We start from the raw sequence: 15,916 nt of genomic DNA, 5'->3' as shown, positions 1-15,916 counted from the left end.
AGCGATAATTCAAATATATCGGCGATTTTCAAATTATATCGACATTAAACGACAATCCTTATATATCATGACTTTTAACATACTATGTCACCAAATGTAATTTTCATATTCGGAGCGTATACTAAAGAAGAATGCACATGAAATATTTTAAAAAATCGTAGTTCAGCTTCATATTGAGCTAGCGCATCATCATATGTTAATCCTTTAGCCATTAAACGTTCTACAAATTGTTGCTTATCACCCGGATCACCTGCAATCCCCTCTTCTTTTAATGATTGATACAAATCGTTTTTATCATTGTGATGCATATTTGAATCTAAAAAGTTCACTTTATCGCTTACTCTACATTCAATATTTTTCACACCTAATTCACTTAAATATATCGGTATTTTCATACCAATATTTCCATCTTTTCCACTCCTCTGCGTGTCACTTTCAAATAAATTCTGCAAAATGCCTAGCTGGATAATTTCCGATTGGTTCTCTCCATCCAAAGTGTATGAAGACATATTTGATATCCAATGTGGTTCAAAACAGATTATTTTCCCGCCACTTTTAACTGAATGAATCATTTTTTGTAGCATCGTTTTTGGTGAACTCATATGTAATAAGAAGGCATGACAAATTGCTATATCGTATGTATCGTTCAATTCAATTTCTATAGCATCTCCCTCCAGAAATTCTGACTCGTACGGAAGTGAACGAAACAACTCTCTCGCTTCAGCTAATAATGTTTCTCCACTATCAATGCCTGTATACTTTGATCCTTCTGGAAGTAAAGGCATTAATAATAAGCCTAAATAACCATATCCACAACCATAATCAACAACATGGACTGGCTCAGAAATCTTCCAAACTGAATTCACTAGAAAACTTACATAATCGCTATTGTAATATAAATCTCTCGTATTTTTTAAATACGCTAGTTTACTGTTCCAATCGTATGTTTCCAACCTCTAACGCCTCCTTTTATATACACCCCTTACAATTCTCCATTTAACAAAACATTCCTACATTTTTAACAATTACCCAAGAAATTGGTTTTAATAAGGTGAGATTACTGCTTACATGACTCCTATACCAAATAAAAAGGCATACATATCTGTAATGATACATACACCTTTTATGCTACATCTCCTCAGGAGCCTCCACCCCAAGTAAACGTAATCCTTCTTTTAATACAACCGTCACAGCATAAACCAATGCGAGTCTGTTGTCTTTTTCTTCACTCTCTTCTAATATACGAACATTACCGTAATATTTATTGAACGATTGTGCTACATCTAATACATATTTCGAAATAATCGATGGCTCATTTTTATTGAAAGCTGCTTCAATTACTTGTGGGAATTTGTTTAGTAATTTTACGACACTCCAGCTATGATCGTCTTTTAAAGCAAACGTACATGTTTCAAATTCTACACTTTCTTTTCTTAAAATAGAGCAAGCACGTGCATGTGTGTACTGTACGTACGGGCCTGTTTCTCCTTCAAATTTCAGCATGTTTTCTAATGAGAATTCAATATTGTGCATACGCTCATTTTTTAAATCGTGGAAAATAACTGCACCTACACCGACTTGCTTTGCTACTACTTCTTTTTGTTTTAAGTTTGGATTTTTCTCTTCAATATTTTGTTTTGCAAGGTCGATTGCTTCCTCAAGTACTTCTTCAAGTAAAATAACTCTTCCTTTACGTGTCGACATTTTCTTACCATCTTTTAAAATGAAGCCAAACGGTACGTGTTCCATACCATCAACCCAAGTATAGCCAAGTTTTTTTAATACAGTGAAAAATTGATTGAAATGTAAGCTTTGTTCTGGACCAACAACATATAGCGCTTTATCAAACCCATAAGTGTTTTGACGATATAAAGCTGCCGTTAAGTCACGCGTTGCATAAATCGTCGCACCATCTGATTTTCTAATTAAGCAAGGCGGCATTCCTTCTTCTTCTAAATTAACGACTAATGCACCTTCTGATTCTTCAAGCAACTCATGTTCTTCTAAAATCCCAATAAAATCTTCCATTAAATTATTATAAAATGCTTCTCCCTGAAAATTAGTAAATTCTACACCGAGAAGTTCATAAATGCGCGAAAATTCTTTAAGGGACTCATGACGGAACCAATTCCAAAGCTCTACCGCTTCTTCATCACCTTCTTCTAATTTCTTAAACCAAGCACGTCCTTCTTCTTCTAGTTCTTCGTCGTCTTTTACCTCTTCATGGAATTGGACATATAACTTAAATAGCTCACGTATTGGATCTTCTTTAACTACTTCTTCATTTCCCCATTTTTTATAAGCCGTAATTAACTTTCCAAACTGTGTTCCCCAATCTCCTATATAATTAATCCCTACAACTTCATAGCCACATTTTTCAGCGATATGTTTCAGCGAATTTCCTATCATTGTAGAACGTAAATGCCCCATCGAAAAAGGTTTCGCGATATTAGGAGAGGAATAATCAATTACTACTGTTTTTTCACAGCCAAAGTGGTTTTGACCGAACTCTTCTTTCTCCGCTAAAACTGTTTTTAATACTGCATCACTTACAGTTTCACGATTGAAAAATACATTTACATACGGACCAACGGCTTCTACTTTCGTAAAAAACGGATCATTTAATTTCTCAGCAACTTCCTTTGCGATAAGAGCTGGTGCTTTTTTATATTGCTTCGCTAATGAAAAACATGGGAACGCTGCATCTCCAAATTCATCTTGTTTCGGTGTTTCAATTAAATCTAAAATTTGTTTTTGCGTTAATTCATTCGTGAAAATATTAGATAAACTTTCCGCAAACTGCATTTTATAATCCATGATACAACCTCCTTATTTTTTAAAACACAAAAAACTCGTCTCTAAAAAAGAGACGAGTTTTAACCCGTGGTACCACCCTTGTTGTTCGTTACGAACCACTTTCCCGTTTATAACGAGGACAGGGGGCCTCGGCTTTCTCTACTATTCGTTCAAGAAGCATCTCCGAAGTGCGCTTCATCTTTTTCTTCCGTACTAGGCTCACACCATCCCTAGCTCGCTTTCCTTCTAAAAAAGACTACTCTCTTCATCACAGACAGTATATTTAATTAATTATTGCTTATTATACATCTTTTCAAACAATTAGCAAGGGTCAATTACACCAAAGTGAAACTTAGCACTTTTTCTTTTGTATACGTGAAAATTGTGTTTTTCAAATCTAGAACTACGGAAATGATCTTTTAATACAACACGCTTTCTCGCCACTCGCTTCGCCTCCGCAATTGTTTCATCAGTAATATCATGATACAAAGCGAAGTGTTTTAATCCTTTAATTCCGTCAGATTCTATGACAGTTTCTTCAAACATCGGATCAAGGTAAACGACATCATAACTATTGTCTTCACATTGCGCTAAAAATGAAAAATGCTCCGTTTGCGTTACTTGGATTCTTTGCATTGCTTCATCGATTTCAGAAACAGATGAAGACCATGTTTTCAAACCATTTCTCATGATATAAGCCATATATTCATTGCCTTCAAGTCCTGTTACTGTTCCACTTTCACCAACAACATAACTAGCTACAATACTATCTGATGCCATACCGAGCGTACAATCTAACACTGTCATTCCGCTCTCTAATTTAGCAGCTTGTACAAACGGATCGTGTTCTCCACGCATTAACCTTTTCACACGAAACATCGCTGAGTTCGGATGAAAGAAAAATGATTCTTCCGTACCTTTCGGATAAATAGCTAATCGGTTCTTTCCTACGACAAGTATATCTTGTTCATACTGCTCATGTAATTTATGCACTGGTATATCATTACGTAAAATGAAAGAACGATTTAATTCTTCTGCTACCTTTTTTGCATATGCTGTCATTTCTTTGTTTGTTCTTCCTGCTGTTGTTACGATCATTGTTTCACCTCTATATAAAGAAAAGAGGGAGATTTACTCTCCCCCTTCTTTAACAATTCTTTTCGAAAGCTTGCTCTAAGTTCGTAATAATTTCGTCCATAGTTGCACCTTCAATTTCATGACGGTGAATGAAGTGAACAACTTCTTTTCCTTTTAATAATGCCATAGATGGTGAAGATGGAGGAATTTCTCCGAAGTATTCACGCATTTTTGCAGTAGCATCTTTATCTTGACCTGCGAATACAGTTACAAGATGATCAGGTTGTTTTTCAGCACGAACAACCGCTTGACCTGCTGATGGACGTGCTAAACCAGCTGCACAACCACAAACAGAGTTTACAACTACTAAAGTTGTACCTGATGTATTTTCCATAAATTCTGTTACAGCTTCTTCTGTAGTTAACTCTTCAAACCCAGAACGCACTAACTCTTGGCGCATTGGGATTACCATTTGGCGCATGTATTCTTCATAAGCATTTGACATCTTGTAATCTCTCCTTCAACTTTCATTCCAAATTCATCATATCACGCTCTATTAATAGGTGCAAAAGAAAGATAACGATGATTTCATTTTTTTGTAGGGATTTCACAAACCCCACCGCGGCAATGTCCCACTGGAACAAGTTTTCTATTATTAGCGATATAATCGTATACTTTACTTCCAAAACCAAGTACGATGGATAGCTTTATAAAAGGAACGGCAAACCAATAAGATGGAACGGCCTTTGCTAATACATCTATGCTCTGAATGCCGTCATACCACTTATTATTTTTAAAAATATACAGTCTTTGTTCCATCTTACTTTGTAGTTCTTGAGAAAGCTTATATTTCTCAACTACATCTTCATTTCGAAATGAAACAAATTTCATCTTACCCTTTTTATCTAATTTTTTCGTACGTTCTGCAACGGCCGTACACATCGGACACCAACTATCATAGAAAACAATCATACATTATTCCCCTTTACGAGACTCCGTCATTTGTTTCCATACAGAACCTTTTGCTTCTTCTCCGCCTTCAATACGCTCTAATGCTAGACGTGCTTGCATCGCTACTTCAAACTCTGGATCATCTTGCGCTGCTTTTAATGCTGGAATCGCACTTTCATCTCCAAGTTCAAATAAGAACATCGCTGCACGCCAGCGTACTAATTTACTTGGATCTTTCAGAGATTTAATCATAACGAACATCGCTGCCGGATCACCTACATCTGATAAACAATCTCCTGCAGTACGACGAACACTTACAGAGCGATCTAACAACGCTTTATATAATAACGGTAATACTTCATCACCTTTTACCATACCTAAATACGCTGTTGCTAAACGGCGTATTGAAACTTTTTCATCATCTAACGCCATCTTCAACACTGGAATATCTTCTTCAGTAGGATCCATTTGTTCTAATGCTGCAAAACGGTTTTTCCAGTCAGAATCTTTCATCATCTCTTCTGTTACTTTATATGGCTCACGCTTTTGAATCGTTACTTCAACAGCACCTGCTTGATTTAATAATTCTTTAACCGTTTCATTTACACGTTCTTCTGAATAAGCAGCAACAATCTCTTCTACTACTTCTTTCCCGATTTCTTCAAAATTACCGTAACGTGTACTTTGTTCTACCCATTTACGCTCTTTTACAACGTTTGGTGCAGACATTTGTACTTTCATAATTGATTCTTTGAAACGATCTGGTAAGCCAACGCGTTCTTCCGATGTTCCATCTGTTAACTTTACTTGCATTGGAATTGTAAAGAACATTTGAACAAACACTTTCACTTCTCCAAAATGAGACAGTTGTTGTTCTTCACTTTCTTCCACTACTTCTTCGCCAAAAACAGCACGAACTTGTTGTAATAATACTTTCCAGTCATACTTTGCATTTCGCTCGACTGCTAAAAAGTCAGCTACATGATACACACCTTTAATGCCTTCAATTTTCAAAATTTCTTGCACTTGCATTGGTGCTTGTTCTTTATTTTCATTTGTATAATTATTACGCGCTCCTGATGGTAATACTTCATTCAAAATAACTTTCATTGTATTTGGACTTGGCGTCGGTTCAATTGCTTTAATCTTCACGTAAAAAACTCTCCTTTATTGCGTGTTCTTAGCTGTATTGTAACATGTTATCACTCGATACTCCTACTCAGGTGCTTAATTTTACTACTTTCTTCCCGCTACCATACTATTTCATTCTTTTTACATTTCAAATTAGGGATGGGATTTTAAAAGCTTTCGTTTCCGATGATTTTTATTTTTTATCCATTTCTTGAGGCATCGCCATTATTTTTGAAAAAAACACGCTAAACAAAAAAATATGTAAATAAGCTATCCATATGGATAGCTTATTTACATATTTTTCGTTATTGGAAGTTATTTATTTGCTAATAAATCTTCTGCGTAACATTTAATCATCATGTAGCCTGCGTAACCGAACTGATCATACGTATCTGCTTCTTCTTTGGTCGCCTGTCTAAGTACTGAATATCCTTTCATTAACATACAATTCTCATCATGAACCATTTGTGAAGTGAAATACTCTGTTTCAATTCCATCTAATTCTAATGAACGATAGCCACTTATAAAACCATCCAATGCTGTTTCATGAATGGTTTTAATATGAACATCTATTTGTATTAACGTTTTACAACCTTTTAAATTTTCAGCCATAGGTGGGCTATCTCCGATCCAATCCATCAAACCTGCTAAAAATCCCCTTCTACTATTTGGATCTGTTTCAATTACTCTACCACATGCAAATTTACTGTTATCTAAAGGAATAGTCCAAAATTGCCCTGGTACTAAATAACGATTTGATTTTGGTTTAAATGGATAGTTTATACTCATTGTTCTCCCCATCTCTTTTTTATCTATTGTATAACATATTCATGTAAAGTTAACATAACGTCCTATTATCGGTAGCAACAAAAAGGAGGATTCCTTACTCTCAGAAGGATCCCCTTTTTTATTTTCTATCACTCGATTCTTCTTTTTATACATTCCTATCCTGGCATGGGTTTTACGGTTCTCGATTGTTACTGGATTAGCCGAAAAACGTAATAAAATTTTGTATACTCTTTACTTGTTTTCCAAAAAAATCTGGCGGTACTCCTTCTTTAAGTTTATTAAAATACTTTCCACAATTTTTTCCGTAGCTATTACTTAAAATCACCTTTTATTACGATGCCCCCTCCCGCCTTCTCTCCAAAAAGGTAATACTCTCAATCACAACTTCAGTTCTATATATTCTCTTGCCTTGTTCATCATCGTAATTACTCGTCTGAATACGCCCTGTAATCCCAACAAGTGATCCCTTCTTACAATATTCAGTTACATTCTCAGCCGATTTTCGCCAAACGACACAATTAATAAAATCGACTTGTTGTTCACCTAAACTATTTCGAAATCCTCTATTCACCGCAATACATATTCTTGCATAAGCAACGCCTTGTTTTGTGTAGTATAATTCTGGCTCCTTTGTCAATCTACCGATTAATACAACTCTATTCATCATAAGTTATACCACCTCACATATTTTTCTCCATTGTAAGGAGAAATGGATGAATGGTAAAAAGCACAAAATGATGTATCCGTAAGTAAAAAGTATTAATTTAGACCTTACAAAACAAAAAAAGAAACCATACATAGTTCAAACATGTATGGTTTCAAAATTTATTACACTTCAGTACAAGATATGTAATATCCTCCGCGAGCCATCTTTATTTCAGCACGGTACATTACATTTTCTAAGTAAAAAGTAATCGGTTTAACTTTACTCTCAAATTTTAGTCTTTCATTGCATTCAGTTGCATATCCTTCAATCGCTGAAGTAATAACTTCAGATGATGGATACGTTAAAGCTTCATCTAGTTCTATGAAAAAACTTTTAGAAAATAGTTTTTTCATAATCCCCTTCTTCCCTTTCATCATATTCCATCTCCTTCAATTCAAGTTGATAACATCCATATTATACCATACGTTCAATATATCTTTGAAAATAAAAAAAACCTGCATTTTTCATGCAGGTTTTTTTTATTAGTCATTTTTCGTAAAGTAAGAAACGAAACGAAGAATTTCTAAGTATAACCAAACTAATGTAAGCATTAGTCCCATTGCAGTGTACCACTCCATATATTTCGGAGCTTGACTACGTACACCATTTTCGATTAAATCGAAATCTAGTAATAAGTTTAATGCAGCAACTACAATAACAACTGCACTAATAATAATACCGATTGTACCACCTTGGTGAATGTATGGAACAGTTACACCAAACATATTTAGTAGGAATACGACTAAATACATAACCATAATTCCAAGTGTTGCTGCCATAACGCCTGTACGGAATTTATCCGTTACTTTTACTACGCGTGTTGCATATAACACTAACATTGCAAATAGAATTGAGATTGTTAGTAATACAGCATTTAAAACGATAGAATCGCCAAATTTCATTGTATAAACTGCTGAAATACTTCCTAACACAACCCCTTCTACCGCCGCATAGATTGGTGCACCAAAAGGTGAAATACGCGGGAAGAACATAGACGCAAATGCGATGATTGCCGCAACGATTAAAGCACCAATTAATACTGGCATCTTCATCGTCCCCTGCATCATCTGTATGTATGAATAGACAGACGTTGCAAGTAGCAAGATAAGCATAATGAACGTTTTGCCTACTGTTCCGCCAATCGTCATCGCAGAAGCGCTTGCTCCCTCTTTACGGAATGCCTCTTTTTTCAACATTGGATTAGATGTTCTCATTTTTTCCCTCCTAAAATAGGTTCTACCAATAGTGTAAAGTTTTTCTCTTTACTTTTCAATATATGCAGCTTGTTTTTATTTTAATCCTTCAACGATGTCTGATAGTTCACTCCATCTTTCCATCTTTTTTTCTAGCTCTTCTTCTGTTTTCTGCTGTGCTTCAGATAATTCTTGTGCCTTTGTGAAGTCAGATCCAACTTTCGCAAGTTCTTCTCCAATTGACTCAATTTTTTCTTCAAGTTCGGCAATTGTATCTTCAATCGTTTCCCATTCACGCTGCTCATTGTATGAAAGTTTACGTTTACGTTGTTGTTTTGGAGCTTCTTCTACTACTTTTTTCTCTTTTTGAACTTCCGCTTTCTCCATAAGTTCTCTCGTTTTTTCCATTTCTAAATAATCTGTATAACTACCTAGGAACTCACGCACTTCGCCTCCGCCAGTAAAGATGAACAGTTCATCTACTACTTTATCTAAGAAGTAACGGTCATGCGATACAGTTAAAACGACACCTGGGAAATCTTCTAAATAATCTTCTAGTACTGTTAATGTTTGTGTATCTAGATCATTCGTAGGTTCATCAAGTAAAAGTACGTTTGGTTCTCCCATTAAAATACGTAATAAATATAAACGTCTTCTTTCACCACCAGATAGTTTACCAAGCGGTGTACCATGTGAATGAGTCGGGAATAAGAAACGTTCTAACATTTGAGATGCACCAATTACTTTTCCATCTGTTGTATGAATAACTTCTGCAATCTCTTTAATGTATTCAATCATACGCTGATTTAAATTCATTTCTTCATTTTCTTGCGTATAATAAGCAACTTTTACAGTTTGCCCAACTTCAATTTCACCACTATCAGGAGATAACTTACCTGCAAGCATATTTAATAGCGAAGATTTCCCGCTTCCATTCGCTCCAATAATTCCGATGCGATCGCCTGGTTTCACGATATGATTAAAGTTGTTTAATACCGTTTTATCACCAAATTTTTTCGTCACATCTTTTAACTCAAGTACTTTTTTCCCAAGACGGCTACCGCTAAGTGCAATATCAACTGACTGTTTTGCAGCTGGCCCTTCTTGGCCCTTTAGCTCATCAAATCGTTGAATACGTGCCTTTTGCTTTGTTGAACGGGCTTTTGCACCGCGGCGGATCCATGCTAGTTCGCGGCGATATAAGTTTTGACGTTTTGATTCTTGCGCAATTTCTTGTTCTTCACGAAGTGCTTTCGCTTCTAAAAACGTACTGTAATTCCCTTCATAACTATACAGTTTTCCATTATCTAATTCGAAAATACGATTCGTCACACGATCTAAGAAATAACGATCATGGGTTACAAGTAATACTGCGCCATTATATCGAGCTAAATATTCCTCTAACCATTCCACTGTCTCATGATCAAGATGGTTCGTAGGCTCATCTAAAATTAATAGATCCGGTGTTTCAATAAAACATTGCGCCATCGCAATACGTTTTTTCTGTCCACCAGATAAATTTCCAACAGTTGCAGTGAAGTCCGTAATTCCTAATTTCGTTAAAAGAGATTTCGCATTTGCATTTGCTTCCCATGCACTCATTGCATCCATACGTTGCTGCACTGCAAATAATTGTTCCTGTACTTTTTCATTACTTGGATCTTTTTCGATATGTAATAGCGCCTTTTCATACTCACGAAGAAGACGAATTAAAGGAGTATCACCATGGAAGACTTGCTCTAGCACTGTTAGTTGTTCATCAAACTCTGGTTGCTGTGATAAATAACTAATTGTATACCCACGAGAATGAGTCATATCACCTGTATCAGGAATTTCTGCCCCTGCAATAATTTTTAATAACGTCGATTTACCAGTTCCGTTTACACCGATAATTCCGGCACGGTGTCCTTCTGCAATACTAAATGATAATCCATCAAATAACGGTTTTTCTCCATATGATTTTGATAAGTTTTCCACAGTTAACATTTTCATATTTGTGCATTCCACTCTTTCATAAATTGTTCAATAAACTGTTCCATATAACGATGACGAACTTCCGCCTCTTGTTTTGCTGCGTTCGTGTTCATTAAATCTTTTAATTTCAAAAGTTTTTCATAAAAATGATTTAAAGATGGATCATTATTTTTTCTATACTCTTCTTTCGTCATTTCTTCACGCGGCGGAATAGTTGGGTCATACATTAATCTCCCTTTTGCCCCGCCATATGCAAATGTACGTGCAATTCCAATTGCACCAAGAGCATCTAAACGATCCGCATCTTGAACAATTTCCCCTTCAAGCGACTCAAGTGTGCCGCCATGACCACCTTTATAAGACATATTGGCGATGATATGAAGAACATGTTTACTTTCCTCTTCTTCCACATGTAACTCTTCTAACCAATCAGAAACTTTTTTCATTCCTTCTTCTTCACTTTCATTTAACTTCTCATCTGCCACATCGTGAAGTAATGCTGCCATTTCAATTATAAAACGATTTCCCCCTTCTTGCTCGGATAAAGAAATCGCCAGTTTATGTACGCGTTCAATATGATACCAATCATGCCCACTCGCATCTTTTTCTAAAATATGTTTTACAAAAGTAATTGTTTTTTGAATCTTTTCTTGTTTTGTCATTTTATCTTCACCCAGTTACTTATTGTAACACGCCCGCATTTTTTCATCACATATTTTCTTGTCCGCCCATACACTGAGTGGTAAGCATCATCATGAAGGAGGAATAAATATGTTCTATAATAATCAACCGCCTTATCCAAGGCAACCATTTTACCCTCAACAACAAGAACAAAGATACACAGAACAATACGAAGAACAAGAGTTACAACAGCAAGAACAACAATATGACGAAAACCCATATGCAACAACGCAAAATCAAGAAACTGAATTTCAACAAAATCCATATGAAACACGTCCAAATTATGAATATCCTCAAAATCCATATGCGGTACCACAAAACCAAGAACAACCATATCAGCAAAATCCATATGCAGCACCACAAAACCAAGAACAACCATATCAACAAAATCCATATGCAGCACCACAAAACCAAGAACAACCATATCAACAAAATCCATATGCAGCACCACAAAACCCATACACAACTCAACCACAACAACCGCAATACCAACAACAAATGTATCAACCAAACTACGACGCACGTGTCTCACCACCTAAACCACCAACAATAGATCCAACGCAGCCACAAATTTTACCGCCAGGACCAACATTAGACATTACACAACCACAAATCTTACCACCTGGACCAATTACTGAACCAACACAACAACAAATTCAACAAGTTGTCGGTACACAGTTTTTACCTTTCAAGAAACCCGTACTAGATTTCGTAAAACCATGGGTAGATTACGGTTTAAATGAAGCAAAACATACATCACACGAACACGCATTAACAGAAGTTGCTGCGATTATGTTTTTAGTTGGTAAAGGCTTCAATCCGACGATTGCTCATTATATCGTAGAATCTTGGGAGAAGAATGAACAGTTTTAGGGTTGTTTATTTTATGTTCAGAAAAACTATAAAAGCGTCGCAAATGCCTGTTATACAAGCATTTGCGACGCTTTTTATTTGTTATATTATATTCTACTTCAAAAGGGTATTTCATATTTTTTCACATGTTTTTATATTATTTGTGAGCAAATAATAACCTTTTAATTAAACTGTATTAGATCCCCTTGATAAATAAACATTCCCCTTCCATTTGTTGAACTTATGTTCTAAAAATATACTTTCATATTATATAGTTTCATTTCGTTTCATAGGTCTTATTAAATACGTCTTTATTTGATAAGGTTTTTCTACGATATCACTACTTATTATTAATTCGTGGCTGTTTTTATTCTTGATATTAAGACTGTTTTTATGAGCATTTCGTATAAGTATGATGTAACTGATTAAAGCTATTTTCAAAGACGACATATCGGCGATACTTTATGTCTATTTCTTATAGGTGTTAGCAAGTTCGTTTGCAAACTTGTTAGCACTTTTTTATATTTCTTCTATAAATAAATGCCCCTTAATATAATCTAAATTTTATATATTTACTTTTCTTCTATTTATCTTATAATCTTAATTGGGAGAGGGAGGAAAAAAATGGTTCAAATCAAAGTGACACCTGAAATGCTAGAAGAAGTTGCACATCGTGCAAGTAATACCCGAATCGCATTAGAATCTATACATAATAATTTATGTAATGAAATTGATCATTTGTGTTTTCAATGGATTGGTGCCTCTAATCAACAGTTCATTCAAATGTTCAATGATGCGAGACCAAAAGCTTTTACATCTATCAATTCAATTATACAAGTGGAAGAGGATTTGAAAAGAATTGCTGAAAAATTCCGTAATGCGGATGATCAAGATGTTACAATGGAAGAAGGTGCAATGTGTGGCAGACCTTCTTCAGAGGAAAAAGGATTTGATGGTAAAAAATTAGCCAGAGATTTAGCTGGTGAAATAAGTGGCGAATATGATGTGCGTCGTGCTTGGGATGGTGTTGATCCATCAACTGGAGAAGAACTTTCCACTTGGGAAAGAATTTTCGCTGGAGGAATGGCTGTAGCTGGTCTTACACCAGTTGGAAAAATTGCCAAAGTTGGAAAAGGGGTAAAAATGACTGCAAATGCAGTTGAAGCTGCTAATACTGTTAAAAAAGCTGAAAAGCTAAGAAATGCTACACAATACTCCACTCGTATTGAAGATAAAGTAATAGCGGTTGAAAAACAAAACCTACCTGGAACTCTTGGTGCAACATTTAAAGATGGTAATTATAGAACAGTAAAAACAACAGAAGATATCAATTTTTACCGAGCATATGGTGGACAAGCTAAACCAAACGGAACATTTGTTACTACAGTTCCTGCGCCGAACAAAATTCAAGCAAAAATAGATTTAGCGTTATTACCTGAATGGAAAAACACTCGACAATATGAAGCGGTAATACAAGCCCCGGAAGGTACAATATTACAAATAGGACGAGCTGAAAAACAAACAACTAGGTCTGGAACAATATTTAAAGGTGATGAAGACCAAGTATTATTACCATTCGGATATCCATCAGAATGGATCAAAGAAGTTAGAGAAATTCCAGGTAAATAGGAGGAAAATATATATATGTCTAAAAATGCAAATGTACTATTAAGTCAAATCAAGATAGTAATTGAAATTACAAAAAATAAACAAAAAGAAAAAGAAGATCCATTCTATGAAGATTTACTAAAACGATTAAATCGTTTAGCTAATTATCTGCAAAGTAACGATTATACTAATGACGGATTAGAATCTCGTCGAATTAAAGGCGCAGTGAGAGCCTATACTGATACCGGTCTCGTAAAAAGCTTTGACGACCCTCTACTTATTGAATTAGATAAATTAGAGACTATGCTAAATGAAAATTAACAATTCCTTTCAAAGTATATTAATTGTAAATAAATAAAAATAGACCACCTATTACAGGTGGTCTATTAGAATCTTGGGAAAAGAATGAGCAGTTTTAAGGGTGTTTATTTTTAAGTATCTAGAACACTCGCTAAGTTTAAGGAGAACTTAACAGACATGCGTCCGGCATAATGCCATGTCCACACCCAAGGATCGGTTACATAAAATAACGTATCTAACATCGGAAGTCTATTGGTCTTTTCCCCTTATAGTAACACTCTCTTCTACTAAGACCTTTTCTTTCTAGGGCCTACAATTAATTTAATCGCTGTTCTTTCTTCATTATTGATAGAAATCTCTTGAAACGCTGGAACAAAAGCTAAGTCAATACCACTTGGAGCGACGAACCCTCTCGCAATCGCAATTGCTTTAATCGCTTGATTTATAGCTCCAGCCCCAATCGCTTGAATTTCCACATTACCACTTGTTCTTAGTACACCCGCTATTGCACCCGCGACTGAATTTGGGCTTGATTTTGAAGATACCTTTAATATATTTTCCATGTAAGTTGCTCCTTCTATTATTTAATCTCTCTTTCGTTACAATTTTAAATATTTTAGCGTATCTTTAATTACTATTCACACCAAAAACAAACGATGCTTCATATGTACATTTATTCTATATTTTCTGACTTCTTCCTGCCCAGCTACACAAATAAAATAAAAAAATAAACTAAATAATCTAATATACATACGATTAAATATCATAACTTCACCAAACGATAACATCCATACAGCAAAAGATAATATTGCTGTTTGTCAGACGAAATTAATATAGTAAAATGAAACTTTACTCAGTGGGGGTTTTGTTCATCCCCCAACTAACTTCTTTGCTTTCACTGAATTTTGAGGTGGGGTCTTACCGCTCGGAAAATAGCGGGATAAACGTTTCCTCGTTACTTTAATCCATTTAGAAATCCCATTCATTTTTCTATCAAATTATGAACCTTATCATCTTCAAAAAGTGTTACAGGTAATACCCCAATACTATATTTCATCATTTGAGCACTTTATATTCCAAATCTATCTCCTTTTATAGTACAAGCATACACGCCAATTGTGATTCATTTTCATAAACTATTATGTGTTTTACATTTATTAAGAATAGGAGGTAATATATTGGGTTCATACTATCATTCTTCAAACTCGTATAAAAAATGCTCATGTAAATCTTCTTCCAGTTCAAATAAAAAATGTTCATGTGACCATTCACATAAACGAAGCTGTCCTGCATACGGAACTTTTTGGCAAACTGAATTTATAACTGTTCCTTTTGGAAACCCTTTTCCATTTAATCACGTTGGACCTTTAGCAGGAGGCGTTTCCTTACTAAACTCTACTACTATACAATTTAGACAAGCTGGTGATTATAGAGTTTCGTTCATTTCCAGTATTAATACTACTTTAAATCCTGTATTTCCACATATCCCAGTCATAACTATATTTTTAAATAACAATCCACTTGCTAATAGTCAAGGTGACTTCGCTATTCAAATGAATACTTCATCAAATAACGAATGTCTTCAACTCGTTGGCGAAACGATTGTTACAGTGCCAGCTAATTCAACTCTTCAACTTAGAAATAATAGTGGCTTTAATCGTCAAAGTATTGTAACTTGTGACAATGGTATAAATTCAGTTGAATTAACAGTTACAAAACTAAGTTAATATTATTTCTTCACATTCAGATGCTATTTCAGCATCTTTTTTTATTGAATAACAGTTTTCTTCGACTTTTATTATCTCTCATCACGCAAAAAAAGTGCAGAATTCTTTCTAACACAAGATTTCTGCACTTT

At 35.1% G+C, this 15,916-nt stretch carries 17 protein-coding genes and 1 other annotated feature; of the genes, 4 read left to right on the top strand and 13 right to left on the bottom strand.

The features are described 5' to 3' along the window. Positions 1-74: 74 nt before the first annotated feature. The 12 genes from ACUXVC_RS10515 to ACUXVC_RS10460 all read right to left on the bottom strand — a co-directional run bounded on the left by ACUXVC_RS10515 (position 75) and on the right by ACUXVC_RS10460 (position 11,279). Positions 75-953 (bottom strand): class I SAM-dependent methyltransferase, encoded by an 879-nt coding sequence (locus ACUXVC_RS10515; RefSeq protein WP_095691018.1) that lies wholly within the window; start codon positions 951-953, stop codon positions 75-77. 175 nt (positions 954-1,128) lie between these two features. After that, positions 1,129-2,817 carry an arginine--tRNA ligase gene (gene argS, locus ACUXVC_RS10510; protein WP_095691019.1) on the bottom strand — a complete coding sequence of 563 codons (1,689 nt, stop codon included), beginning with the start codon at positions 2,815-2,817 and terminating at the stop codon, positions 1,129-1,131. Positions 2,818-2,862: 45 nt separating this feature from the next. Further along, positions 2,863-3,077: a binding site (T-box leader), on the bottom strand. Positions 3,078-3,117: 40 nt separating this feature from the next. After that, the gene (locus tag ACUXVC_RS10505) at positions 3,118-3,894 is read right to left on the bottom strand and encodes a class I SAM-dependent methyltransferase (RefSeq protein WP_053564641.1); all 777 of its coding nucleotides are present in this window, start codon (positions 3,892-3,894) and stop codon (positions 3,118-3,120) included. Between the two features lie 49 nt (positions 3,895-3,943). Then, the gene (locus tag ACUXVC_RS10500) at positions 3,944-4,378 is read right to left on the bottom strand and encodes a BrxA/BrxB family bacilliredoxin (RefSeq protein WP_000063706.1); all 435 of its coding nucleotides are present in this window, start codon (positions 4,376-4,378) and stop codon (positions 3,944-3,946) included. An 83-nt stretch (positions 4,379-4,461) separates the two neighbouring features. Further along, complete coding sequence (locus ACUXVC_RS10495) at positions 4,462-4,845, bottom strand: thiol-disulfide oxidoreductase DCC family protein (RefSeq protein ID WP_000634891.1); 384 nt, start codon at positions 4,843-4,845, stop codon at positions 4,462-4,464. 3 nt (positions 4,846-4,848) lie between these two features. Continuing rightward, the gene (locus ACUXVC_RS10490; protein WP_069355503.1) at positions 4,849-5,976 is read right to left on the bottom strand and encodes a conserved virulence factor C family protein; all 1,128 of its coding nucleotides are present in this window, start codon (positions 5,974-5,976) and stop codon (positions 4,849-4,851) included. 294 nt (positions 5,977-6,270) lie between these two features. Continuing rightward, a complete protein-coding gene (locus ACUXVC_RS10485) occupies positions 6,271-6,744 on the bottom strand; it encodes an Imm26 family immunity protein (RefSeq protein WP_000026686.1) in 474 nt (157 codons plus the stop codon). Between the two features lie 331 nt (positions 6,745-7,075). Further along, the gene (locus tag ACUXVC_RS10480; protein WP_000982013.1) at positions 7,076-7,411 is read right to left on the bottom strand and encodes a single-stranded DNA-binding protein; all 336 of its coding nucleotides are present in this window, start codon (positions 7,409-7,411) and stop codon (positions 7,076-7,078) included. A 161-nt stretch (positions 7,412-7,572) separates the two neighbouring features. Next, positions 7,573-7,827 (bottom strand): DUF4318 domain-containing protein, encoded by a 255-nt coding sequence (locus tag ACUXVC_RS10475; protein ID WP_053564643.1) that lies wholly within the window; start codon positions 7,825-7,827, stop codon positions 7,573-7,575. Between the two features lie 105 nt (positions 7,828-7,932). Next, on the bottom strand, positions 7,933-8,664 hold the full coding sequence (locus tag ACUXVC_RS10470) for a Bax inhibitor-1/YccA family protein (protein WP_001260655.1): 732 nt from the start codon (positions 8,662-8,664) through the stop codon (positions 7,933-7,935). Between the two features lie 75 nt (positions 8,665-8,739). Next, positions 8,740-10,635, bottom strand: a complete 1,896-nt coding sequence (locus ACUXVC_RS10465; protein ID WP_000783191.1) for an ABC-F family ATP-binding cassette domain-containing protein — start codon at positions 10,633-10,635, stop codon at positions 8,740-8,742. Beyond that, the gene (locus ACUXVC_RS10460) at positions 10,632-11,279 is read right to left on the bottom strand and encodes an HD domain-containing protein (RefSeq protein WP_069355499.1); all 648 of its coding nucleotides are present in this window, start codon (positions 11,277-11,279) and stop codon (positions 10,632-10,634) included. Before ACUXVC_RS10460 ends, ACUXVC_RS10465 begins: the two co-directional genes overlap by 4 nt. 109 nt (positions 11,280-11,388) lie before the next feature. On the opposite strand from ACUXVC_RS10460, the gene ACUXVC_RS10455 reads away from it, so the two are divergent. The 3 genes from ACUXVC_RS10455 (at position 11,389) to ACUXVC_RS10445 (ending at position 14,079) form a co-directional block, all read left to right on the top strand. Further along, positions 11,389-12,171, top strand: a complete 783-nt coding sequence (locus tag ACUXVC_RS10455; RefSeq protein ID WP_065228748.1) for a hypothetical protein — start codon at positions 11,389-11,391, stop codon at positions 12,169-12,171. A gap of 603 nt (positions 12,172-12,774) precedes the next feature. Next, positions 12,775-13,779: a WXG100 family type VII secretion target gene (locus ACUXVC_RS10450; RefSeq protein ID WP_095691020.1), complete on the top strand. Its 1,005-nt coding sequence runs from the start codon at positions 12,775-12,777 to the stop codon at positions 13,777-13,779. A gap of 15 nt (positions 13,780-13,794) precedes the next feature. Then, a complete protein-coding gene (locus ACUXVC_RS10445; RefSeq protein ID WP_023521790.1) occupies positions 13,795-14,079 on the top strand; it encodes a hypothetical protein in 285 nt (94 codons plus the stop codon). Positions 14,080-14,345: 266 nt separating this feature from the next. Here the strand turns inward: ACUXVC_RS10445 and ACUXVC_RS10440 are convergent, their stop codons facing one another. Beyond that, a complete protein-coding gene (locus ACUXVC_RS10440; RefSeq protein WP_000427801.1) occupies positions 14,346-14,621 on the bottom strand; it encodes a stage V sporulation protein S in 276 nt (91 codons plus the stop codon). A 615-nt stretch (positions 14,622-15,236) separates the two neighbouring features. Between ACUXVC_RS10440 and ACUXVC_RS10435 the strand changes: the two genes are divergently transcribed. Further along, positions 15,237-15,785: a hypothetical protein gene (locus ACUXVC_RS10435; protein ID WP_053564648.1), complete on the top strand. Its 549-nt coding sequence runs from the start codon at positions 15,237-15,239 to the stop codon at positions 15,783-15,785. The last annotated feature ends 131 nt before the right edge of the window (positions 15,786-15,916 follow it).

This window comes from Bacillus sp. N6 (genome assembly GCF_052805735.1).
The sequence above is the reverse complement of the archived record's forward strand: the minus strand, read 5'-3'. Positions and strand labels throughout refer to the sequence as shown.